This window comes from Bacillus cereus group sp. BfR-BA-01331, from assembly GCF_022663915.1.
GTDB classification, from domain to species: Bacteria; Bacillota; Bacilli; order Bacillales; family Bacillaceae_G; genus Bacillus_A; species Bacillus_A mycoides.
In genome coordinates, this window is the sequence record NZ_JAKUGJ010000021.1 from 1 (window position 1) to 25748 (window position 25748).

The window sequence follows — 25748 nt, forward strand, 5'->3', positions numbered from 1 at the left end:
ACCTAGATTTGACTGTTCCAATGGATACACCTAATGTTTCAGCCATTTCTTCATAAGATAATTCATATTTCGCGTCCAATATTAGTATTTCGCGGTGTTTTTTAGGTAGTTTTAATACAACATCCCACACATCATTCATTTCCTCTTGATTAAAAAATTCTTGTTCTGCCGATGGAGATTGCTTATCGTCACTAAAAAATCCCACTAAAGATATCCTTTTAAAATAAGAGGATTTCAAATAGTTTATTGCCGTATTTCTTGTAATTTTTAATATCCACGTTTTAATAGATGACTCCTTTCGAAACGAATTCCAATGTTTAAAAACCTTAATAAATACATCTTGTGTGATGTCATCTGATAAGTGTGGATCTTTCGTAATAATAAATGAATAATTCCATACATCTTGCCAATAGTCTTTTATAACATAGTCAAGCTCATCATGATTACATTTTTCAATAAACTTCTGTTCCATTTCCACACCTCAAACTTATTTGAATAAACATAAAGCTGCCCTCACTTTTAATATGGTTTCAATATATAGACATGATACAAGTTTCATTTGTTCCATTGTTTATCTTTTTTTCGACAGATGATATTTCTTAAAAAAATGTAATAAAAAAGACCAGGATAAATTCTTAAAATCATCCTGGTTTTTCTGTATTAAATATATTTTCATTATTTTTTTATAATAGAAACCGCATCTAATACATCCACTTGACTCTCCATAGTTTTAGTGAGTTTTTTCCATTCAGTTTCTGCTTGTGCAGCTTTAACATCATCTGAGTTGTATGGTCTATCTTCTCCATACGATTTATTGAAATGTAGGATTTCCATTGATGTTTCATTTACAGGAATCTGATTGAAAGTTGCATTATCAACAATTACAATCAATTCCTCGTAATTTGGATTACGATAGTGACCGAACCAAGTATCACTAGCATACTGGACATCTATTTTCTTTTCATTAATTGTTAATTCCTTGATTTTTTTATTTTTCTTACTAGCTAGTAAGACAGCTTTACCTTTTGGAGCTGAAGGTACTGACTTAATTGGGTCTGAACTCCATACTTCATCATCATTATCTGACTCTCTTAATACACCTAACCCAACCATTTTTTTCGCTGTTTTTTGATCCATCATTAATACTTGTTTACCATCAATTTCTGCTTGCTTCACTTTATACAAAGTGTTGGTCTTAATTTCACTTTTATGTTGATTTACTATTCCTTTTAATGATTGTTCTCCTCCAATTAATAAAGCGGCATTCCTTGGTTCCTCTTTCTTCCCAAAAGAACAAGCTCCTAACATAGAAATAGATACAATCCCTGCCACGCACACTTTCATTACTTTTTTCATTTCTTTTTCTCCTCTTTGCTTGTTTTATCAATACGTTACATGATTTTTTTATATAACCGTTGTAAATAACGCCAACGGACAGTGAAAAAGTACACACTTTGAATGGATATAAAGGCTAGTATAATTAAAATCGAAATCTTTAAAACAGAGTAGTCAATTAGCTGTTGCAAGGCTATAAAAGCGACCCCGCTATGAATAATCGCTATAATGATAGGCAAGAAGAACATTAGTATAAGCTGTCGTGTTACGATTTTCTTTAGTTCTTTTCTACTTAGACCGACCTTTGCAATCATTTCGTATTGTTGTTGTTCTCTTTCTAAATCTGCATATAGCCTGAAATATAATAGGCTGGCTGCAAACGTAAAGAATACAATACCTACTAAAACACTGACGATAAGTAAAATGCCGTTCTCTTGTTTCGAAGAAATCCATTCAGAATACAACGCTTTAAAATAATAATGTGCTTGCCCCGAATTATGATTACCCATTGTTTCTTCTAATTTTTTTGTAACCACTCTTGATTTCTCCCAATTTTCCACGACAAAACCATATTGACTTTTCATTACGTAAGAATCATCTTCCGTCTTTCTGTTAGGGATTTTATCGTACAGAGAATCCGAAACAACAATAATGGCTCCAATTGAATTTGGGAGAACTATATGTGGGACCGCCTTCTTGACCCGGAGGGACATTTCTAAGTTTTCCTGTACTACATCTATTTTTTCAGGTATATCTTTTCCTCTTGCATACTTTTCTTTTTGCGAAATGATTGAGGGTACTATGGTCGCTTCTTGATCGTTATCCATCTTTTCCATTTCATATCCGAAAATTTTTGCAAACTTGTTATACTCTGATACTTTGATTAGCACTAAATTATTTTCCGTGAATTTAGGATTCGTAACCGCTACCTGATAAGAGAAATTTGAGCGAGTAAGTTGTTTTTTCATTTCTGTAATGTGCTCTTCTTCTTGTGCATTTTCTCCTAACGAAGTATAGGTAAATGCAAATGGGTTGGTCATTTCGGTTAATCCCTTATTTCCCATTGCTAGGCATGTACCAATCCCTGTGAAGGCCACAGCGGAAACAATCGCTAGCATAAAGAACATAGTTGCATTATCCTTCATACGATAGGCCAATTCAGATATAGTAAGAAGGTTTGTTTTATTAAAAAACAAAGTGTCTTTTTTCTTTAAGACACGTATTACATACACGCTCAACTGTGAAAATAGAAAATATGTCCCTATCACTACAAAGACTACCCCTCCAAGTAAGTAAGGCATAATGAAGTTTCTTTCTAGTACGAAATAGAACACACATCCATACCCTAACCCAATTAATAATACGGAAAGGAATGCTAATGATTTTGATGCCTTTGGCTCTGGTTTTGGCTTTTCCTCTGATTTCATCAAATCAATTAACTTGTTTGCTTTTACCATTTTAGAAGTAAACAACGAAATGACTAGAAACAGAATCAAAAATGCGCCAGTTGTCGTAAAGACAGCTTTTATAGGAACGTAAAAAGGAAGACCCTTATCAATCGCTAATATATTTTCACTTGCCAATAAATTGAGCTTTGAAAATATTAAACCAATTAAGATACCAAATGTAATTGAAGCGACTCCAATTAACATATTTTCTAAAAAAATTAATTTATTTAACTGCGCCGGTGTCATACCATGCATGATTAAAATTCCAAATTCTTTTTTTCTTGTTTTTAAAAAAGAACTCACCGAATATAAAAGAAAGAAGAATGAAAATACAAAAATGAGATATTGAGAGATTTGCATCCCCATTGTTCCTAAAAGGCTCATTGTTTTACTTGTGGAGGCTAGTTCTCCTTGTAAATCAGGATGAAAAAGTAAGAGTGAATATGTAAAAAAAACCATAACTGAAAATGAGCTACTTAGAAAGTGTGCAGCATAAGTCCGCTTACTTCGAATGATATTATTAAAAGCGAATCTTTGAAAAGTCATGCTTACGACCTCCTAGTAATGCAAGTACATCTATAATTTTTTGATAAAACATTTGTTGGTTTTCTCCGTTATAAATTTCGTTATATAATTTTCCATCTTTAATAAATACAACGCGATCACAAAAACTTGCAGCCACTGGATCGTGCGTAACAAGCATCATTGTTGCATCTTGTTCTTTATTTAATCGTTTTAATAACTCCATTACATCATTAGCCGCTTTTGAATCTAAGTTTCCTGTCGGCTCATCTGCAAGTAATAATTTAGGTTTATGAATTAGAGCACGTGCAATTGCTGTTCTTTGTGCTTGTCCGCCCGATATTTCATATGTTCGTTTATTTAATATATCTTGAATGCCTAATTTTTCTGCAATACCTTCTACACGCTGATTCATATCCTCAACTTTAGTACCATCTAACGTCAGAGGAAGAACAATATTTTCTTTTACAGTTAATGTTGTAAGAAGATTGAATGCTTGAAACACAAAACCTAATTCACGTCTTCGAAATAATGCCAGTTCATTTTGAGATAATTGATATGGATTTTCTCCATTAATCAATATTTCTCCTGATGTGGGAGAATCAATAGTAGAAACCATGTTCAACAAAGTAGTTTTTCCACTTCCTGATGGTCCCATTATTCCTACAAACTCCCCTTTTTTCACACTCAAATTAATGTCGGCGAGCGCTTCATAAGATACCTTTCCTGTATAGATTTTACTCAGTTCACAGACCTTTAATATTTCCATATCGTTTTGCTCCTTTTTATCTTTTAATAACCTAAGTTTATCTAAGCGTCCCTTCTTCTCATATCGATTAACCTTTCATATATCTAACAGGTCTGTAATATTTCTGAAAAATCAAACTAAACACCGTTCTAACGATTTGCATAAGGGAAAATAATACAGATTGTTGTTCCTTTACCTACTTCCGACTTTATTTCAATATCATGTTCCAATCTTTTTATAATATTTTTCACAAGATATAATCCCATCCCAGTAGATTCCTTAAATTTCCGACCATTTATTCCCGTATAAAATGGGCGGAATACTCTCGGGAGGTCTTCTTTTGGAATTCCTACACCATGATCGTGTATTTCAAGGATTACTGAGCGCTCTTCTTCTAATGTAGTAATAGTAACGTTTTTTCTACTTCCTGCTGAATACTTAATGGCATTGGATATCACTTGATGAATAACAAACCGAAGCCACTTTCTATCGGTTTCTACCATAATAGTTTGTTTTACTTTTACTTCTGGATAAACATAGCTACGGATAAACAGACGTTTATTTTCACGGATTACTTCTTGAACGATTTCCTGTAACGAAACTCTTTCCACATAAAAATCTTGCTCAAACGTTTGTAATCGCGCCATATATAAGACCATTTCTAATCCGTACTGCATTTGATCTACTTCTTCCACAATACTTTCAAAAACCTCCCCATTCTCTTCTTGTGTGATCAGTTCAATAACTGATAGAGGCGTTTTCATCTGATGCACCCATTGATTAATAAATGTAAGGTGCTCTTTTTGTTTATATTCCCAAGTCTTTAACTGTTGATGATATTGACTGTATTGTGTCTTTAACACACGCTGAAGTGCTACTGATAATGGAGTGGAATCGAGTTCTTCTAAGGAGTCCTCTAATGTTTCAGAAGGGTTGGATAATTTGTTATAAAATCTACGATGGCTAAAGTAGCGATACAGTAAAAACGCAATTAAAAAGCATCCTCCTAAAAACACACTATATAACGCAGTAGATAAGTGGTTATATCCATCCAGCCAATAAACAGTTAGAACGACAAATAGCTGAATGATTGAGAAACAGATGAAAGGGATATGTTCACGTAAAAATAAATTCATTATTATACCTCATCATTCTTCCAAGTTATTTTCAAACGATATCCAGCACCACGAACTGTTTCTAATGCATTTTTTATTCCGATTTCCTCTAATTTTTTTCGGACACGTGTAACATTTACACTTAACGTATTATCATCTACATACGTATAGTCATCCCAAAGTTTTTCTAAGATTTTCTCTCGACTAACAATACTAGGAGATTGTCGTAAGAGAGTTTCTAGTAAAACAGTTTCTTTTTTTGACAGTATACACATGCTATCATTTAGCTTTAATTCCATTTTTTCTGGATAAAGTATTAAACCGGATTGCTGAACAACTCTTTCTTCCGCTTTCGGTGCGTATTCTCCGTAAATTCTTCGAAGATGACTTCGGATTTTTGCCATTACAACTTCATAATGAAACGGTTTAGTGATATAATCGTCTGCACCATGTTCAAGTGCCATAACTTGCTCCATCTCTCCACTACGTGCTGATATAAATATAATGGGACAAGTAGAGACCGTTCTAATTTGTCGGCACCAGTAGAAACCATCAAAACTCGGTAAATTTACATCTAATAAAACTAAATCAGGTTGAATTTTTTCAAAGTTAGCCAAAATATTTTCAAAATCCTCTGTAATATTCCCTTCATACCCGTACTTATTAATATGGGATTGAAGTAGTTTAGAAATTTTTTGGTCATCTTCTACAATCATGATTTTATACATACATTTAGCTCCTTTTATTTATGTATCTATTTATTATCTAGAAATATCTAATTAATACTTTTATCTTTTAGTATAAAGAAATTCCCCTCTTACTTATATTGAATAACCTTACTTCAAACTAACAGTTTTGTAATATTTCTGAAAATAAAGTTAAGTATAATAGCTCTTATTTTTTAAATTTCAATTATCTAATTTAATATTTTAAAATTTGTTATTTTATAATTTTCAAATAAAAAATAATCGTATTTAATTGTGTAAAAAACACGTAATTAAATACGATTATTAAAATCATAAAATCTGCGTTTAGACATAAATTAACCGATTCCTAATATAATCTTGAATCGGTAAGGTTTGTATATTTACTAAAGAAGTAAATTTCACCTTCTAATTAAGTATTATTTCTGAAAAACATGTTTTATTTTTTCACCTGGAACGTTGCTCCCGCCTCTCCCTTTTACATCTTCAATCATCATGGTAACAATCATGTTTGGCGCGCTTGCATCGAAAGCTACAAACCATCCAAGTTCTTTACCCTCTGCTTCTTTCGATTCTTTCAGTTCTGCTGTACCCGTCTTACCAGCGAGAGTTACACCATCAACTTTAGCAATTCTCCCAGCACCATCAGGATCATTAATAACCTTTATTAACGCACTTTTTAATATCTCTTGATTCTTGGTAGAAATTACATTTTCTTTCCAATTTCCCGCTTCTTTTGTTTTTTTCATAAGATGCGGTGACGGAATGTTACCCTCATTGACAATCGGTGCATAAGTCAATGCTAAATGAAGAGGTGTCATTAATACTTGTCCTTGTCCGTACCCCGTGTCTGCTAGTTGAATATCATTTTTTATCCCATCTTTTGCAATGATTGAAATAGGGAATTCGTATTCAATTGGTAATTTTTCATGAAATCCGTATTTCTTAAATTCATTTACATACTGATCTTTTCCTATTTTCAAAGCTTGTTGAGCAAAATAAATATTATCAGAGTACTTCATTGCCTTATCAAAATCAACTGGACTAGCATCCTTCACACGTGTTACATAATAATTTCCCCAAGATGAATCTTTTGTCCACTTTAATCCTTGAATTTTAAATTCTTCCTTAGGATTTATTGTGTTTGTTTCCAAACCAATTGCACCTGTTATCGTTTTAAATACGGAACCTGGTACAAATGCTTGTGTGAAGCGATTCATCATTGGCAGTTTCGAGTCATTATTCCATGCTTCCCGTTGAGCTTTTGATGCTCCTCTAACTATTGTATTTGGATTATAAGCAGGGCTACTTACAAGTGCGATTGTTTCACCCGTTTTAGGATTGACCGCTGCACTAGATCCTGCTTCATTTTTTATCTCATTAAAGATTTTTTCTTGAATTGCAGCATCAATAGTTAACGTAACATTTTCCCCTTTTTTTGCTTCTTGTTTTGCTACGTTTTTAATCTCTTTCCCGTTCTCATCTTCCATAAATACGCGTCCACCCTTTTCACCACGCAATTTATTCTCTAATACTTTCTCTAAACCTGTCTTACCCACTAAATCATCTGCTTGATAACCTTTTTTTTGAAGCGATTTTAACTCCTCTGCATTTACCTTTCCTATATATCCCGTTAAGTGTGCCGCTGCTTCTCCTAATGGATACGTACGAATATTTACTGGGCGAGATAAAACTCCTTCTAATTCAATATAATCATTCTGTCTGGTTCCCTCTTTTAAAATACCAATTGGTACAAAGGAATCTGGTTTTATCCATTTTGCTGCGAGCTTCTGATCGACCTCTTCTATAGACATATCAAGTAATTGTGCTACTATTTCTTTCGTTTGCGCTGCCGTTTCACCTAGTTTCTCTGGAATAATTCCAACTTCAGACGCTTTACCATTCGTTGCAAGCCCTTTTCCATTTCGATCATATATTTCCCCTCGTTTTCCTTGCTCTGTTTGCATACGTACTTTGTAATCTTTTTTCATACCTGGGAAAATGAAGTCTGGTGTCCAATCTATTTTCCAAGATTCCTTATCTTTATCTTTCACGAGTTTTGCTTCATGGATGAATGAAACAGTTCCTCCATCCGTATCCATATTAACTTCAAAAAGAAAAAGTTCTTTATCTTTATTATTCTCTCCTTTCATTTTAATTTTTAAATTCTTAACTCCAATACCCTCATAAATTTTTTGATATTTCTCTGTGAACTCCTTTTTAGAAATCGTTTTTTTTGCATGTTCTGATAAACGATCATACATATTTGTAAATTTTTTATCATTCCATAAATTGATATATTCTTCAAATGCTTGTTTTGGCGGCTCATCTTTATTGCATCCTACCAACATAACTCCAAAACAAAAGAAAAGCAGCATCCATATTTTTTTCAATTCAATCTTCTCCCTTAATTAAAAATGATTATTCCTTTCTAAATATGTTAAATAAAAAATGTTTTAACGCTTAATAGACAGTGTAAGTAATGAAATAGTTCCACATTTACAAAAAAATTAAATTTATGGTTAAGCTGCATTCAAAAGGGAAGATTTTAAGATTCTTACAAACGACGAATATATTTCGCGAACGTTATCATTATTAGTGTTGTTTTAACAATTCATTTAAAATACCTTTTAGTTCATTTTCGCCAATTTCATCTTTTTTCTTTATAGATTATTGATACAAAAAAAGAATCCTTATAATAAGGATTCTGCAACAGAAAATAACAAAAATATAAACAATAAAAAGAATTACTTAAAGTATAATTTATAGGCACTCTATATCCTTCTTATTCGCACCAAAAACCCCTGTACAGCATGCGACAGGAGTTTAGGTCATTCTACAGCTTATTTAAAAGAGTCATGTACAGGCAAACTACTAAAAATCAATTCAGCAACTTTTACATATCCTTTTGAGTTTGGATGAATTAAATCCGTAGACCAAAGCGTATTGTCATTAACTAAATGATGATCCCAAAAGTCAACATGATGAAGCTTATACTCTCTACTCAGTGAAAGTATAACTTCATTTGCCTCAAATAATTGTTTTTTTAATACTTGTTTTTTTTCAGAAGGAAATGGAAGCCTAACAGTAAAATCTGGAAGGTTTGCTATAATAATATCAGCACCTGCTTTACTTAATGTATCTATCATAAATTCCATATCGTTCTTATATGCTTGATGATTCCAACGTCCTTTTAAAACATCGTTTGCACCTGCAATTAGACTAACCAAATCTGGATTAAAAGTTAATGCCTGTTCCAATTGCTGTGAGCGAATTTCTTTAGTTACTAACCCACGTTTTGCAAAATTAGCATATTTTAAATCATCTACACACAGTTGAACAAAATGATCTACCCAGCTTTTTAATGCTATTCCCTCAACTTCATCCCCTATCCCCTCTGTAAAACTATCACCAATCGCTACAAATCGCTTCCACATATATAGTCCCCCTTTTTTGTTATTCATATCTACACTATACAATAGCCCGCAGCGTAATTGTTCTTCTTAAATGTTTTTCAATTTCAATTAAATTCCATAGGAGATTTTTTAAATGAGCAAGACAACTCGATTAAACTATTTCACATGAACAAAAACATGAAAATCTACGTTATTTTCTCGCAGAAATAGGTTGAGACCAACTATCTTTCCCATTATCATTTAAGCGTACTTGAAAAACATATATAGGTTGAGAAAAGCCTTTTGTATCAGCGTAGTAATCTATATTATAATCTGTAATGACTAATGTATCACCTGCTTTGAAAGATATTATAGGATCAAAGTCTCCTTGTTTTAGTTTTTGAAATACTTCTTTGGGAGACAGAATTTCGACATCTCGAATATGTGATTTTTTTGTAACTGGCTCATTGTCATTAGGCATTTTTGTAATTTCCTCTTTGTAAACAGGCATTTTATTACCTTCGTCTTTTAACTCTATTGATGTTTTTATAGTGACATCAGTCATGTCTGTTTTTGTAATGGGATCTAGAGGCATATTCCCAAATTCCTTCATTTGATACGAAATCATTATTCCAAGTGTAACAAAACTTACTGTAATCGGAAGAAATAAATATTTGGTCATTTGTGTATCTGTTTCTTTTTTCTTCAACAATATAAGAACTATATTTAACATAGAATATCCTAGCATCATTCCTAAAGTATTATGAAGTAAATCGGCTAGTTCCATACTTCCACGTTGCATTATAAATTCAAGGATTTCAATCAATAAACTTGCTATAATTGAGCTGATTAACATCCATTTTGTTTTTTGAAAAACATTACTAAATAAAGGTAATAAAATTCCTAACGGAAAAAGCATACCTATATTCACAATGATATGGAAAAAAGAAGAAAATGAAAAGGTATTCCATGCTTTTTTATAAACACTAAGTACATCAAAGTCAATTGTTCTTGCAAAAGTTATATCATCTGGACGACCAAATGAAGTAGCTGATAATACAAGGGAATAATATCCTATTATCAATATAAACAATATAACTTGTTGTACGGTAAATTCCCCCCCTCCTTTACATACCTTTTTGTATACTACAAAGTAGCTAAAAACAAAAATGAGTAGTAACAAGAATGTGAGTTGTATTGTAGGAATTGCAAAGGTAACAAGTAGTTCGGAAATAAAATTCATTTTACACCTCTGTTTTTACGAATAAAAGATTCAATAGTTTTATATAACATTTTAGATATAGATAGCGATGTGTTGTTCCCCCTAATAATTATTAATACAGAATTAAACCTGTATACATTGAGCATTTCTTCCTCCTGAAACCAGCTTTATTTGACCAAGCAGCTACAAGGAAACTAGCGTTTTACTAATTGTACTTTCGGCTATGTCTGGAAAAACGTTACGAAGATTCTCTTTAGTAAGAGGATTTTTGGAGTTAAGTATAAAATTAAAAATTTGTTCAATTTTAGTATATTTATATAGAATCCGTAATTGACCGATTCCTAATATACTTAAGAATCGGTAATATTCGTATATTTACTAAAGAAATAAAATCCCTTCAAGCATTACACTTTTTTCCGAAAATTTGTTGTTCTTTGTTTTGCCCAGTTGATACATTTCTTTTCAATTAAATGATACGAAACTATAGAAAGAAGTATTGTCATTGAAATACATAAAACAAGAAGGAAAAAGATAGGTATCTTTGTATACAAAAGTTTAAATAGTACCATCATGATTGGAAAATGACACAAATAGATACTGTATGAAATTTCTCCTAAGTATACAAATACACTCTTATTTAAAAATGCTTTCACTTTTAGGTTACTCATGGCCATTATTATAAATATACTAACACCGATTACGACACCCCAATCTTTTAATAAGAAAGTAGTATCATTACGGGAAAAACCATAAATTAAAATGGAATATAAATATAGAATAACCCCTAATGCAATAAGAAATCCTTTATTAAATTTTTTCATATTCCTATATAAGTAGATAAGCTTTTCCTGATGCTTAAAAAGTAACATTCCAACCATAAACATCGATGTGAAATGCAGTGTATCGGCATAACCATTATAAAATCCCTCTGCTTTCCCTATATGCAACATATTAAGGAAAACACTAATTAAAGAAAAGCTCAAAGCAAATAGTATCGTTTTCTTCCAACTCAGTTTATAAAAAAGAAGGAATAACAACGGAAACACAATAGATATACGCATTTCTTGAGCCAATGACCAGATAACTGGATTATAATTTTCCGTAAAAAAGTTATTAAGAAGCACAAAATGGTTTATAATATCTATTTTTGTTATAGACCCTTGCCATCTATCATAGAACCAATCCCGTAGTCCAGCCACTTCATACGGCGAGAACAAAATAAATAAAGCAAAGGTAATGATTATCCAAAAATAATAAGGAATATAGATTCGTACAAATCGCTTAATTAAATATCCCCAATAATTTGTTTTTGAATGATAAAGTGCCATAGATAACACAAAACCACTTAGTATATAAAAAACGATTACAGCTTCCCCGCCAGCCCATAAAAACCTAAGCGGGGAAAATTTAATAGAATTAGGCAACGATGGTAGCATTAAACAAAAATGTCCAAATACCACTGTAAGTGCCGCTAACCCTCGTATGGAATCTAATTCTTTTATTCTCTTACTCATAAAATGTTCTCCTTGTAAATTGTAGATTTTGCTGTTAATAAAGGCCACTATACTATTGTAGTGGGAGAATTATACATATTGTTTCTTTAAATTCCTAATATAAGCAGTACAAAGTCAATCTATGTATCTGTTTTAGGGAACTTTCGTATTTAGGCATAAGTTATATAATAATAGAAAGAAAAAAGAAATTTCATTCTATAAAATCGTATTGTCGTTTAGAAAACATTTTAAAACTGTTTTCTAAACCCTCGTTATAGTCTGTCTGCTTATTTGTCCATTGAACACCCTTATTCCCAGGCCACCCTGAGGTATTAGCAACATATTTTAATAGCTCTGGTCCTTTTAAATTTTGCTGTAAACCACGGTTATATGCATTTATCATATTAGATATTGCAATTCGAGTATTGGTTTCTGCATTTTTCAAATCTTCGTTCGTTAAATCTTTAGGTGCTAGTCCACCTCGATGAAGCTGAAACAGTCCAAATGATGTGCCCTGATCTCCAATTGCGTTTCGATCAAACTTACTTTCATGGAATGCAATAGATAAAGGAATCCATGGTGGTATACCATGCTCTATTGATATTTGTTGAATCGTGTCTCTTACTTTAACTCGGTTAGTATGATGGTCATATGCGTATTTTGTAAGATATAGCCCTCCTGTTAAAACTAAAATAAATACTCCACTTTTTATTAATGTCCCTCTCATCGACGTCACCTCAATTGTCAGTATCAAAGATTGTCACTAGTAATCCTATCTTTTGGGGATATTAACTCGTAATCATGTATCATCTTGTTATTGTTTGTTTCATTAATTACCGATTTTCAGGTGAAATTATTAGGGGGTTCCCTCCATATAACATTCGCTTTTATCACTTTCGGTACAGTTTACTTTTGTATGGGAGAGCGTTTTCTCTGTATGGTACCGTACTTTTTTCTCGAATACCTTGCTTTTTTATTCGATTGAAATTAAAGAATAACTATATACATAGGGACAAACACTATAAAAAGATACTTAAATTTCTTTAAAAAATTCATTTTTCGGCCTCCATTTCTTTATATAATTAATTTAAAACAAAATATTTAATAAGAAGAAAAGATTTTATTAAATTTTTATAAAATTTAATAACAGGAATAAGTACCAGGTATTTATTTTTATTGTCACTTGATGGAATAATGAATGTGTTTTCATCATGTAACTTTATTAAACTAGCCTTGCACCAGAACCCTTTGAATCGAACAATTCATAATAAACGCCATCCTTTCTGTATATTTCTACAAAAAGAATAGCGTTTTTTGATTATATGGATACAAATTTACCTTAGCTTGATTGCAATACCGAAAGTTCCGAAGAACCAGATTTGAGAATTAATGCAATCTTCCATTCCAAGCCATCCACATAAGAATCTATAATACTTTGAAACCTTTTATTTCAGGCTAATATTTAGTTTTATCCTACAAAGTTAGCCTTTTACTATATCAACCGCACTATTCCACATACCGCTAAAGAAAGATCCTATTTCGCGCATTAAACGTGTAAACCAATTTGCTTGTTCTACTTCAGATTTTGTTACAAGGTCTACTTGTAATGATTTACCTGATAAAAATCCAGGATCTGTACTATCTTTAGGTGATATAGTCATTTTACTAATTGTTACATCTTTTTTAATAGGCGCTTCTTGTTCTTTATTCGATACTTTAAATTCTTTTTTATAAACGTCTTTGTTGCCCTTTGGCATTGGAAGTGAAACAGCTTGCTTCGTTTGAACAACTATATCTTTGTCCTTTGCATTTGCTACTCGCACTGTTTCATGACCTTTTACTACTGAATCTTTTTCATAGACCTTCTTCACTTCAAAATTTGCAAATCCATAATCATATAATTTCTTTGTTTCATCAAAACGTGCTGTATGAGAGTTTGCTTTTATAACTACAGAGATTAGACGCATACCGTTTTTTTCTACTGTACCAGTAAAACAATCTCCGGCTTCTGGAGTAGTTCCTGTTTTTAACCCATCTACACCTTCGTATTGCTTAATTAAGCCTTTTAACATCCAGTTAAAGTTCGTCATATCAATCGGATACTTGCCACCCTTTTGGAATGTTTTTTTAGGGATTTTTGCTGTATCTAATATTTTCGGGAAATCTTGAATAAGACGTTGTGCTAAAATCGCACAATCTCTTGCGGACATTTTATTTTTCTCGTCTGGAGTTGTCCCTTCTGGGTGATGTCCTTTTAAATCATGGTTTGTTAAACCTGTAGAGTTTACAAATTTATAATTTTTCATTCCAAACTCTTTTGATTTATCGTTCATCATTTTCACGAAATTGACTTCTTTTCCAGCAATCTCTTCAGCTAAAGCAATTGTTGCACCGTTTGCAGAGTAGATTACCATTGCCTCATATAACTCTTTGACCGTATAAGAGCCACCATTTTCTAATGGAACGTTTGATAATGAGCGATCTTGCGAAATCTTATATGCATATTCAGAAATTTTAACTTTTTGATCCCATTTAAGTTTTCCTTTATCCACCGCTTCATGAACTAAGTATTCACTCATCATTTTTGTCATACTAGCAATTGCTAATGATTCATCTGCATTTTTTTGATATAAAATTTTCCCGGAATTTGCTTCTACTAAAATTGCTGATCCTGCTTCTACGTCTATAGCAGGAACTGTTTCCGCTGATGCTCTTCCAAATGTAACGGCCATGCTACAAAATAGTGTAAGCACTGTTACTATTGTAATAAATCTCTTGCAAAACATACTTTTCACTTCTGTTACCTCCAATATCTTTGTACTCAAAAAAACGTTATTTTAACATAATCCTCCAAAAAATAGACAGCGTTATCAAATTCTATATACGTATAAGACATTAGAACCACTTTCATATAGACCATCTCATCCCACCCTTTTAGGCACACTGACACTTAGTGTTCCCACACATATCCCTCTTTTTAATACCTTTGTATTTTTCGAAATGATCTGTACTTTCATATCTTTTAGGATTACACTTAATAGACAATCTAAGTAATACATTTGTTCCACATTTATAAAAAAATAAAACCAGTGTGCCCTGGTTGAATACCAAAACACACTGGTTGCTAAATTTACTATCGCCTCTTACATTATTCATATCAATGAACTTCCCCTTTATTCGATTAATCACCTTATAATAATAAATCAAATTAACTTATCAGTATCATGTCTACTATGAATGGCCTACTTGAATTATTAACTTAAGAAGTTTCTTAAGTTTAAAAAAAAGCTTATGGAACCTTTCATTCCATAAGCCATTCTATTTAATTGGATGTTCAACAATAAAGGACATCCAGCCTACTTTATATTCTGCATGCATATTACCATTATGAAGTTCAACAATTCTTTTTGAAATAGCGAGTCCCAGCCCATTTCCTTGATCATCTTTTCTTGCCTTATCACCCCTGAAAAACCTTTCAAATAATTTATTAGGATCGCTAACAGGCGGCTTCTCGACTTTATTTGATACTTTCAAAATTGCTTTGTTACCTATTAGTTCAAGACATATTGATAATTCGGATGGTTTCATGCTGTACTTTATCGCATTCATAAACAGATTTTCATAAACACGTACCATTTTTTCTACATCCATGAAAATAGGTATTGTTTCTTCCGTTATTGATTTTTGAACACTTAAACCTGCCTTTTCAAATATAGGAATATATTCTCCAACTATTTGCTCCAACAAGCCTGATAAATCAACTTCGTTAATGTTTAACTTAGCATCGATGTCTGATAAACGGGTGTACTCAAATAGTTCATCAATTAGATATTTCAATCTCTGTGATTTTAAATAAGTGGTTTCGAGATACTCCTGTAATTGTGCTTTACTGTCGTATTGCCCTCTTTTTAATAAATCTACATAGCCGATAATAGATGTCAACGGTGTGCGTAAGTCATGAGATACGTTGGTTATGAGTTCATTTTTTGTACGTTCCAATTGTCTTTCCTGTTCAAATGTATTCTCCAATTCCTTGGACATATAATTAATATTTTGAGCAAGATGAGTCAATTCATCCTTTCCCTCAATCCCAATTGTCAAACCCAGCTTTCCATTGGCAATATCATTAACACTATCAGAAATGAGCTTTAAATATATTATTTTCTTTCGAACCAATATCAAAAAAATGATTATAAAAGTAAAGATTGCTAACGCGAATATAAGAAATGTAAGCATATTATTTTCAAATGTACTAAGATCATCAAGATAGTGATTTAGATTTAATGGGATTATGACATATAGAAAAGTGAGGATTGTTAAACCAAACGAAACAAAAAAACTAACTGCAACAGCACCAAGAAGTTTTATAATTATCTTATTTCTAAAACTAACCTTCTTCATATTTTGTACCCAATTCCCCAAACAGTTTTAATATAAATTGGATGTTTAGAATCCTCTTCAATTTTGTCTCTTATTTTTGTAATATGCACCATGACAGTATTATCCGATTTATAAAAAGCATCTTTCCAAACTGCTTCATATATTTTTGCAACACTGAGAACAATTCCTTTGTTACGAGCAAGTAGTTTGAGTATATCGAACTCTTTTGGAGTTAGCCTTACTTCCGTTCCTCTTACCCATACTTGACGTGTATCTGTATTCACGGTTAAATCACCAATTCCTAAGATGCTTTTATTATTATCTGTATGCGTATTGTATTTTTTAAACCTTCTTAATTGGGATTTTACTCTAGCGATTAACTCCAACGGGTTAAACGGTTTTGATAAATAATCATCGGCACCAGACGCTAGCCCCTGAATTTTGTCTATATCCTCTGATTTTGCAGATAGCATGATAATAGGCATATTTCGTTCTTCCCTAATTTTCATACATGCTTCAATACCATCCATATTAGGCATCATAATATCCAAAATAATAAGATCGAACTTCTTTTCTTCTAACAATTTTAAAGCTTCAATAGCATCTTCTGCCTTTTGAGTTTTCAGACCTTCATTTTCCAAATAAACAGAGATAAGATTTCTAATCTCTTTATCATCATCAACAATAAGAATTTTTGACTCCATCATATTCCTCCACATTTTTCTCGTATTGAACAACTAAAGGCAAAAGCAGGTGGTACATTTCTATCCTCTCTTTAGTATATACTTGCAATTAAAAGCGCCAAAATAACATAATCAGTATAAAAGATAATGTCTTAAATATTGTTCAAAATTTTCTTTAGATCCATTTACAATTAATAAGTTTTCTTCTTCATTAAATTTAGCTTTTAATAAAAAATAATTATTTTGAGATTCCTTCTTTTAATTAAACTTTTTTGATTACACCTGTAGTTTATATAACTTATAAAATGAAAAAAGAATCCTCTTCAATACGCTCATTAAAGGAAATTCTTTTTCAAATCTTATTTTCTTTACTCGTTACTTATTTTAACCAGTTTTTCTCCTTGTTCTAAAAGTGTTTCATAGTCATTGTTCTCTTTAATTTCTTTGATTTTATTTTCAATTGTGGGCGTATTATTTATATTAAAGTACGTATTTAATACTTCATATGGTGTCTTTCCTTGTTTGGTTGCACTATCTTCAATAGCTTCTTTCCATGGAATATTTGCTTTGTCCATGCTTAATTCAAGGGCTGAACCAGTCTCATATCTCATATTCCGCTCTAAAAACTTTGGAGATTCTGCCTGTCCATTAGCAACGAAGTTGAACGCCTCCATAAAAGTAACATGATATGGCTTCTGTTTCTTTGCAAGTACCATAAGATTTCCACCAGTTAACTTACTATAACGATACTCTAAGTATCGTGCTGAACCTTCTATTGCTTCAGTTTTTGTTTCTCCAATTAATTGAGGCCATTTTTTATAGCGATAGTTACGTACAATTGTCCAATCATATAATGCCTGATTAATACTTTCTGGTCTTGTATCAATCATTGCTTTATCTAATAGCTTAAATTCTAATCCCATTAGCGCGTAATTTTCTTTATTAATCGGATATTCGTGAATAAACTCTCCACCATTTGCATCATATGTCCAATCTTTTTGTTTATAAGCATGAGAACCTTCATGTAATAAGAAAGATGAAAAATCAAAATATAAATCTGGATTACTAAACATTTTAGGATGATATTTTAAATAAAATACATCCATATCATTAATATTTATTGTCCCAAAGTTACAAGGAAACCAGGTAGAAATAGTTCTAAAATCAAAACGAGTTAAGCGATAGACTTTAGGTAGATGCAGAGAATTTGAGACTTTTATTTCCTTTGCAAAAATACTATTTTCTAATCCCGTTACATTAACTGCATAAGCTTCTTGTCTAAAGAATCCCCCGTCTTTATTACTACGTATCAGAACCAATGGCATTTTTTCGAAGCGATAATCTTCGTTCCAAAGTTTATCACTCGATTCTTCAAAGCTCTTATAAATAGTAGCTAATTCTTTTAACATCTTTTGATCCGTGTTATCTAAAGACTTAAACTCTGTATGATATGTTTTATTTAAAATTATGCTTCCCAACATAATTCCTATAAATATTACTAATAAGATTAAAATTACCTTTAAAAATTTTTTCAACACACACTCCTTTTCTAAAACGATAATCCTTATGATGAATAAGGTTTACAAGTTTTATGTTTATTTACACTCTTTTGGTGCAGACCCAATTTTAAATGATAGCTATAATAGACACAATTTATACAAGATATTATTTTGATAATTGTTCCATCCTGTCAAAATTCCGGTTATAGTTAACAATTAATATGGGATGATTATTCAATTTTATTGTAAGGGGATAGTGCAAGAGTTCCTACAAATAAGGTTAAAGTAGTACTCAATGTAGGAACGATACTATTTTCCCACTGCCTTTCCCTTCATCATAACGGGGGGCAATTATGATGATACTTAGTATACATAACATTATTACATTAACCTTCTTTCGGAAGTACAATTCTTTTATACAATTGAACTGTAATCCAGTAGTAAATTGAGTAAATCACTATGAAAATAACAATTGGTAACCAAATTCGAAAATACGGATCGATTAAAAGAGGGCCAAACATATTCATACCAACTAATATGTGAACAATACCGATAATTGCTGGGACTAAGAATACGAAGGATAACTCCTTATAAATCGATTGTGTTAATAATTCCCGGCGAACACCAATTTTACGAAGCATTTGATAACGTATACTATCTTTAGATGCGCCAGATAGAATTTTAAACATTAAGCAACTTGCCATCATTGCTAAAAACGCAATTCCAACGAAGAACCCCATAAACATTAGTCCGCTGGAAAAACTTTGATTCACCTTATATGTTTGATACTTACTATCCAGTTCTTCCACTTTCACATTTTTATATTTAACTACCTGCAATTCATCAATTTTTTTCCATTCTTTTACGTATGCTCCAAAAACATCTGTTTTCCCAATAAACACCGTATTTTCTGTATCTTTCATACTATCGTATATGTTTTGATCTACAATTTTTATTTTATGATCAGGATGTATATAATTTGGCTGAATTGTTTCGAAAGCTTCTCTCCATTGTTTTGATTCCGCATCCTCTTTACCCCATTGTCTTGACAATGCAAATGCATCCATGGGAATCTCTTCTGAAACTTTCATTATCTTCTCATTTTTTCTATCTTTTACTAAAGGACGATTGTTCTCTAGCTCTTCTTTTATATAATAAACATACTTATCATCTACTTTGTAACGATATTCAAGTTTCTCTTGAAATAAAATACTACTCAAAATGTTCTTTTCTTCTGCTGTTGGATTATGAACTACCGAATCGTAAATTGTTCCTTTATCAGTCTGCTTTAAAACGTCATTTTTAAATGCCATACCACACGCAATTCCACCTGCTCCAAGGGCTACTAAGATCGCTACCGTCGCAAGCACATTTGTTAGGCCATTAATGCGGAAGTTTAATTGAGCAAAGGTAAAAGCATTAAGCCTTTTTTCACTACGCTTTTTATTACTTTTTAATTTTTTAATCATAACTGGGAGAAGTGATCCAAACAACATGTAAGTACTAACAGTTGCTGCGATTAATCCAAGAGCCATTAATGTAGGAACGGTTCCTAGATTTTTTGCCTGTGGTATATAGAGCAGTGATGCATAACCAATACCTAACAAAATCAGACCAAGGAATGCAACTACAACTGTCATTTTTCCTTTTACCGCGACATGCTCTGTTTGTGCATCTGCATGTACAAGTTGTAATACAGAAATACGTGATAATTTAATACTATTCATACTTGCTGATAGTACAAATAATGCAAAGAAGAAGATGCAAGTAGCAACCATAGATGGAATGTACAAAGCTTTGTAACCTTCTCCAGTTAACTCCAATTGTTTCATTAATGACTGTCCGATACCTTCTGCAAGTCCTACACCAATTGTGATCCCAATTACAAGTGATGCCGCACCTAATACAATTGTTTCAAGGAACATCAGTAATGTAACTTTATACTTTTTTGCTCCTAACATCATATACATACCAAACTCTTTTTGGCGAAGAGATAATAAGAAAGAGTTTGCATACATAATGTAAAAAAATGTTACAATCGCTAATAAAAAGGAACCTATTTGGAATATTAATACAATAGGACCAACGTTTGCATTAGATTCAAGGAACGTTTTATTTAGTGATAGCGTTTGAAACATATAGAAAGTTGAAATAGATACAATTAGACCAATAAGTAATACAATATAATCTTGTAACTTACTTTTTAGCCCTGACATGGAAAGTTTAAATAACATGCCCAAACCTCCTTTCTTATGCTTTTTGTGTGCCTAAGTCTGCAAGCACGTCTAAAATTTCTTTGTAAAACTCTTCACGTGTACCATTACGGTGAATTTCTTTATATAACTCACCATCTTGAATGAATAAAATACGCTGACAGTAACTTGCACTGTATGGATCATGTGTAACCATCATAATAGATACACCTTGTTTTTTATTTAAGTTTGTCATTGCATCAAGTAAACTTGTTGCATTTTTAGAATCAAGAGCTCCTGTTGGCTCGTCCCCTAAAATAATTGCCGGCTCATGCACAAGTGCACGTGCTGCTGCTGAACGCTGTTTCTGTCCACCAGATACTTCAGATGGATACTTTTGAAGTATTACTGAAATTCCTAACATATCAGCTACCCTTTCTACTTTCGGCCCAATATTTCGTGATGGAACACCTTGAAGGGAAAGTGGAAGTGCAATGTTTTCATAAATAGATAAGTTCTCTAATAAGTTAAAATCTTGGAAAATGAACCCTAATTTTTGTGAACGGAAATCTGAAAGCTCACCTTGTTTCATTTTCGTAATATCCGTTCCTGCAATTTCAATAACACCACCTGTCGCTTTATCAAGTGTTGAAATTACATTTAATAATGTTGTTTTGCCAGAACCAGATGGCCCCATAATACCGACAAACTCCCCCTCTTGAATCGAGAATGAAACACCTTTTAATGCGTGTGATTGATTCTCAGCTTTTTTACCGTACACTTTTTGAACGTTTTTCACGTCTACAACTGGTTTCATCATATATATCCTCCTACGTTTGTATGATTGATAAGCTACTGTTTGAGTTATGTCTTTTTCGTTTCCACTTGCAATGCTTCATCTGTAAAAGTATTAAACTTGTCCACCACCAATACACATCCTTTTATTTTTCAAAATAATAAGTCCTTTCATACTTTTGTAATACATAAAAATAGGTATCAAACGGGATTTATTGTATTTAATTTGAATATCCATTTTTAGTAATACACGTAATAGACAATCTAAGTAATAAATATGTTCCCCTTTAAGATAAGAAAGCACTAGGTGTTTTGTTAAGAAAACACAATGAATTGCACATAAAAAATCCCTTTTCGCCATCTCACAAAAAAGAATTATTGCTGCAGCCATTATAAACTTTATAATGGCTGGCTCATGCACAAGTATACATGTTGCTGCCCACTAGATACTTCAGGTGGATGCTTTTGGAGTATCGCTGAAACTTCTAACATATAAGCTACCTTTTCTACCTCCGGGCGAGTAATTCGTGATGGAACACCTTGAAGGGAAAATGAAGAAACAATTTTGTGTAATCATTTGAATTATAAATAAAACATATTAAGAACTACTGGTTATATTTCTTAATTTTTCTTAAGATAATTTATAAAAACTAAACCATAATGGGGAGATTATTTCATAATTGTTTCTAGTACAAATAATAAAAAAACTACATCCTATATTGAATGTAGTTTTTCTAGCTGATTTATTTATTTTTTACTTCATTTTTATAAAAAGCAAATAATGGTTCAATGGCTGGACTAGATAAAAGAGGAATTGCCTTCTCAATCAACTCTCTATCCCAATCATACCAACGCATTTCCATTAGCATATTCATTTCTGTATCAGTGAACCGTTTCTTTATTTCCTTAGCAGGATTACCGCCCACTATCGTATATGGCGGAACATCTTTACTTACGACAGATCCTGCTGCAACGATAGCACCTTCACCGATTGTAACGCCTGGCATTATAATAGCATTCATTCCAATCCAGGCATCACTTTTAATGATTGTATCGCCCTTCGGTTCATATGAATGTTCTATTTGCTCAGCGAATGGATACACTGTAATCCATTCTGAGTGATGATTATGATTACCACCCATTAAAATGATAACGCCACTTGCAATACAAACATAATTTCCAATAATAAGTTTATCAAGATGCCAACCCATCTGTTCAATTGGATTGAACAGTGCTTGGGACTTAGCATCGCCCCATAAATACCTTACACAACCATCTTCAAAATTTTGATTTCCATAATACCCTGAATAATAGGAGTACTCTCCTACTTCAATGAGTGGATTTGTTACTATATCTTTTAAATACTTTGTTTCAGACCAATGATTAAATAATGGATGCTTCATAACTATATTCCTCGCTTCTAAGTATTGTAGATTTTTGCAATTTACTTAGAAGCTTAATACGACAGCGACATTTTTAAACTTTTTCAAACGACGAATCATTATCTTCAAGCCTTTCAGTTATAATGAAAAATCATAACGTAATAAATTACACAAGTCAAATTAACCAAGTTATAATAAATCCGAGAGTGCGGACAAGAAAACCATTTTATATTTTTTTGAAACTCTTTATTTTTTTATTTAAATTACGGTACATGAAATTCACATGACACTTGTGTAGTAATACTTTCTCCTTATCAAGGGGGGGGTATAATATTACAGTAGAACTTTACATAGGTGTAGCTTTTGAATAAAGTTTGATTAAATTAACTTAATAAACCTTGATAAAAGAGCGAATAGAAAAAGCGTGTTTTGAAAAAAAGATTGATCAAAACACGCTTTTTCTATATTCAATTGAATCATCCTTTTATAAAAAAGTTTGATAATTTTTGTGAACCTTACTCAATTAAAGCGCCCGACTGTGGTATATACATTATCCTCAATTACTTCTTGGGGTAGTATCAGGAAAATGCGGATTTACAACGCTAAGGAAATGTCACTTATTAAAAAAGCCGATTTCCATCTCAAGGAATCGACTTTTTAGTTCATTAAGTAAGAGGCTTGAAAAAATAGCCTGTATATATTTGAACGATGAATAACTTACCTATTTTCTTGTGTTTGTTTGCATTACATAAAGAAAATTCAGAAAAACATAACGTATTATTTATCTGTTTGTTTTTGCTTCTTTTCCAAATACTCCGCACGCAATTTTTCAAGTTGCTGCTTTTTATCAAATTTGGCAGGCGTCTGTTTTTCATGAAACTTTGCCACAGCTGCCTGACCTTTGTAATCCAATTGATATTTCCCCACTTTGTTCACCTACTTTTCTTGTCTTTAAAGAGAATCTATTCAACAAATATAATATACCTTATTTTACTGAAGTAAACCTTATTAGTCAAAGGAACTTAAAGTAAAAAGCTTGATAATAAGGGGAAAACCAATCTAAAAAGTCGCTTTCCTTAGGTAAAGGAAAGCGACTTTTTGTGTAGTCTTATTCAATTAAATGGCCCGATTGTTGAAGAAAGAGATACTCTGCAAAATAGATCTTTTTATCAAACTTTATTTTAAATCAACAATAGGTAAATTTCTTGGCCATTATTTTGCTTCACATAAAATTCTATACAAAAAAGCAACCTATAAATTTAGGCTGCTTTTTATTCCGTCTTTTATTACTTAGCTAATTCTTTCGTTCCCTGCATTACATCAACGAAAAATCCCCAGTTATTCACAACAGAAGAAATACTAATATGTTCATCTGGAGTGTGAACATTAAAGATATCTGGACCGAATGAAATAGCATCTAACTCAGGCATTTTTTGAACAAATACACTGCACTCAATTCCTGCATGTACTGCGAAGATTTCAGCATCTTTGCTGTATTTTTCTTGGTGCACTTTTTCGAATAGATTACGGATAGGCGAATTAGGATTATATGGCCACTCTGGATATTCAGACTCTTTTTCAAATGTTGCCCCTACTAATTCCGCAATATACTTAATTTCATCTACAATATGTTGTTTTAAGCTACTTACAGAACTTCTCACTTCGCTTCGTAATTTAATCTCATCTTGCAGTGTTTGAATAACTCCTAAATTAGTTGAGCTTTCTACAAGACCTTTAATATCCATGCTCATACTTTGTATACCATTTGGAATTAAGAATAATGAAGAAATAAGCTGTTTTTGTGTTTCTTTAGAAAAGACTTTTTCCGCCTTTTCTTCTACTTTTGTAAGTGAAACATGAACATCCGGATCAACAGCACGTAGCTCTTCTTGTAACATACGTGTCCATGATTTTAGTTTTTCTTCTACTTGCTGTACATCTTCTGCACGTAATAAAATTGTAGCTACACTTTCACGCGGAATTGCATTTGTTTTTAAGCCGCCATGAACTTCACTCATATTAAACTGAATGTGAAGTGATAAATCACGTAAAACTCGTCCTAATACTTTATTCGCATTACCGCGTTGTTTATCAATTTCCAAACCAGAATGTCCACCTTTAAGTCCCCCAACATATAGTCGGTATGTGTCCATATCTACTGACGCTTCATCCCAAATCACTGAAATCGTTTCAACTGCTTTCGCACCACCTGCGCTACTCACTAGTAATTTATGATCTTCTTCAGAATCAATATTAATAAATATTTTTCCGTCAAAATGATTTGAATCAACAGCGAATGCACCGCCCATTGTCGTTTCTTCTTCAGTTGTAATAACAACTTCTAAAGCTGGATGCGGGATGTCTGTTGAATCTAATAATGCTAATGCATATGCAACGGCAATACCATTATCCGCACCTAAAGTAGTTTCGTTTGCATATAACATATCTCCAATAATTCTTAATTCAATTGGATCTTTCTCAAAATCATGAACTGTCGCTTGGTTTTTTTCACACACCATATCAGAGTGCCCCTGAATGATAATAGCTGGAACATTCTCATAACCAGAAGTAGCTTCTTTTTTTATAATGACATTTAATGCTTCGTCTTGAATAACTTCTAAATTACGTTCCTTTGCGAAACTCACTAAGTAATCACTAATTTCTTTTTCATTACCTGATCCTCTAGGAATCTTTGAAATTTCTGCAAAATGATAAAATACAGGGTGCTTTGTTAATTGTTCTAAAGTAGAATACATTTTTAAGCTCCTCTCCAATTGACAAAATAATATGTACGTCCTTTATTATTATACCATGATTCATTATTTTACTTTTATT

The 25748-nt window shown here is 32.2% G+C and carries 21 protein-coding genes and 1 pseudogene; all 22 read right to left on the bottom strand.

What is annotated here, in order from left to right; all coding sequences use genetic code 11:
- On the bottom strand, positions 1-472 hold a 472-nt coding region (locus MR155_RS24700; RefSeq protein WP_242311330.1), incomplete at its 3' end, for an RNA polymerase sigma factor.
- Between the two features lie 203 nt (positions 473-675).
- Positions 676-1356, bottom strand: a complete 681-nt coding sequence (locus tag MR155_RS24705) for a lipoprotein BA_5634 family protein (RefSeq protein ID WP_219302288.1) — start codon at positions 1354-1356, stop codon at positions 676-678.
- Positions 1357-1391: 35 nt separating this feature from the next.
- Positions 1392-3329 carry an FtsX-like permease family protein gene (locus MR155_RS24710; RefSeq protein ID WP_242248780.1) on the bottom strand — a complete coding sequence of 646 codons (1938 nt, stop codon included), beginning with the start codon at positions 3327-3329 and terminating at the stop codon, positions 1392-1394.
- Entirely contained in the window at positions 3304-4074 is a 771-nt protein-coding gene (locus MR155_RS24715; protein WP_002017024.1) for an ABC transporter ATP-binding protein, read from the bottom strand. Before MR155_RS24715 ends, MR155_RS24710 begins: the two co-directional genes overlap by 26 nt.
- 128 nt (positions 4075-4202) lie before the next feature.
- The gene (locus tag MR155_RS24720) at positions 4203-5189 is read right to left on the bottom strand and encodes a sensor histidine kinase (protein ID WP_002017026.1); all 987 of its coding nucleotides are present in this window, start codon (positions 5187-5189) and stop codon (positions 4203-4205) included.
- Between the two features lie 2 nt (positions 5190-5191).
- On the bottom strand, positions 5192-5896 hold the full coding sequence (locus MR155_RS24725) for a response regulator transcription factor (RefSeq protein WP_002085493.1): 705 nt from the start codon (positions 5894-5896) through the stop codon (positions 5192-5194).
- Positions 5897-6291: 395 nt separating this feature from the next.
- Positions 6292-8265 (bottom strand): penicillin-binding transpeptidase domain-containing protein, encoded by a 1974-nt coding sequence (locus tag MR155_RS24730; RefSeq protein WP_219302284.1) that lies wholly within the window; start codon positions 8263-8265, stop codon positions 6292-6294.
- 450 nt (positions 8266-8715) lie between these two features.
- Positions 8716-9309, bottom strand: coding sequence for an SGNH/GDSL hydrolase family protein (locus MR155_RS24735; RefSeq protein ID WP_242311331.1), 594 nt, complete (start codon positions 9307-9309; stop codon positions 8716-8718).
- A 169-nt stretch (positions 9310-9478) separates the two neighbouring features.
- Positions 9479-10510, bottom strand: a complete 1032-nt coding sequence (locus tag MR155_RS24740; RefSeq protein WP_219302282.1) for a VanZ family protein — start codon at positions 10508-10510, stop codon at positions 9479-9481.
- Positions 10511-10672: 162 nt separating this feature from the next.
- Positions 10673-10804 (bottom strand): annotated as a pseudogene (locus tag MR155_RS24745) (Fic family protein); the annotation flags it as partial.
- A gap of 89 nt (positions 10805-10893) precedes the next feature.
- Positions 10894-12051 carry an acyltransferase family protein gene (locus tag MR155_RS24750; protein ID WP_396027183.1) on the bottom strand — a complete coding sequence of 386 codons (1158 nt, stop codon included), beginning with the start codon at positions 12049-12051 and terminating at the stop codon, positions 10894-10896.
- A gap of 142 nt (positions 12052-12193) precedes the next feature.
- On the bottom strand, positions 12194-12709 hold the full coding sequence (locus MR155_RS24755) for a transglycosylase SLT domain-containing protein (RefSeq protein WP_002141806.1): 516 nt from the start codon (positions 12707-12709) through the stop codon (positions 12194-12196).
- A 754-nt stretch (positions 12710-13463) separates the two neighbouring features.
- On the bottom strand, positions 13464-14777 hold the full coding sequence (locus tag MR155_RS24760; RefSeq protein ID WP_307897004.1) for a D-alanyl-D-alanine carboxypeptidase family protein: 1314 nt from the start codon (positions 14775-14777) through the stop codon (positions 13464-13466).
- Between the two features lie 523 nt (positions 14778-15300).
- Positions 15301-16383, bottom strand: a complete 1083-nt coding sequence (locus MR155_RS24765) for a sensor histidine kinase (protein ID WP_242311333.1) — start codon at positions 16381-16383, stop codon at positions 15301-15303.
- Positions 16380-17066, bottom strand: coding sequence for a response regulator transcription factor (locus tag MR155_RS24770; protein ID WP_242311334.1), 687 nt, complete (start codon positions 17064-17066; stop codon positions 16380-16382). The genes MR155_RS24765 and MR155_RS24770 overlap by 4 nt, the downstream gene beginning before the upstream one ends.
- A gap of 347 nt (positions 17067-17413) precedes the next feature.
- Positions 17414-18580, bottom strand: coding sequence for a hypothetical protein (locus MR155_RS24775; RefSeq protein WP_219302280.1), 1167 nt, complete (start codon positions 18578-18580; stop codon positions 17414-17416).
- Between the two features lie 350 nt (positions 18581-18930).
- Complete coding sequence (locus MR155_RS24780) at positions 18931-20778, bottom strand: FtsX-like permease family protein (RefSeq protein ID WP_242311335.1); 1848 nt, start codon at positions 20776-20778, stop codon at positions 18931-18933.
- 16 nt (positions 20779-20794) lie between these two features.
- Positions 20795-21556 (bottom strand): ABC transporter ATP-binding protein, encoded by a 762-nt coding sequence (locus tag MR155_RS24785; protein ID WP_242311336.1) that lies wholly within the window; start codon positions 21554-21556, stop codon positions 20795-20797.
- 90 nt (positions 21557-21646) lie between these two features.
- Positions 21647-21922 carry a hypothetical protein gene (locus MR155_RS24790; protein WP_242311366.1) on the bottom strand — a complete coding sequence of 92 codons (276 nt, stop codon included), beginning with the start codon at positions 21920-21922 and terminating at the stop codon, positions 21647-21649.
- A 352-nt stretch (positions 21923-22274) separates the two neighbouring features.
- The gene (locus MR155_RS24800; protein ID WP_061675943.1) at positions 22275-22934 is read right to left on the bottom strand and encodes a CatB-related O-acetyltransferase; all 660 of its coding nucleotides are present in this window, start codon (positions 22932-22934) and stop codon (positions 22275-22277) included.
- 756 nt (positions 22935-23690) lie between these two features.
- Positions 23691-23840 carry a hypothetical protein gene (locus tag MR155_RS24805; RefSeq protein WP_187770547.1) on the bottom strand — a complete coding sequence of 50 codons (150 nt, stop codon included), beginning with the start codon at positions 23838-23840 and terminating at the stop codon, positions 23691-23693.
- A 359-nt stretch (positions 23841-24199) separates the two neighbouring features.
- The gene (locus tag MR155_RS24810; RefSeq protein ID WP_016102002.1) at positions 24200-25669 is read right to left on the bottom strand and encodes an aminoacyl-histidine dipeptidase; all 1470 of its coding nucleotides are present in this window, start codon (positions 25667-25669) and stop codon (positions 24200-24202) included.
- Between the last annotated feature and the right edge of the window lie 79 nt (positions 25670-25748).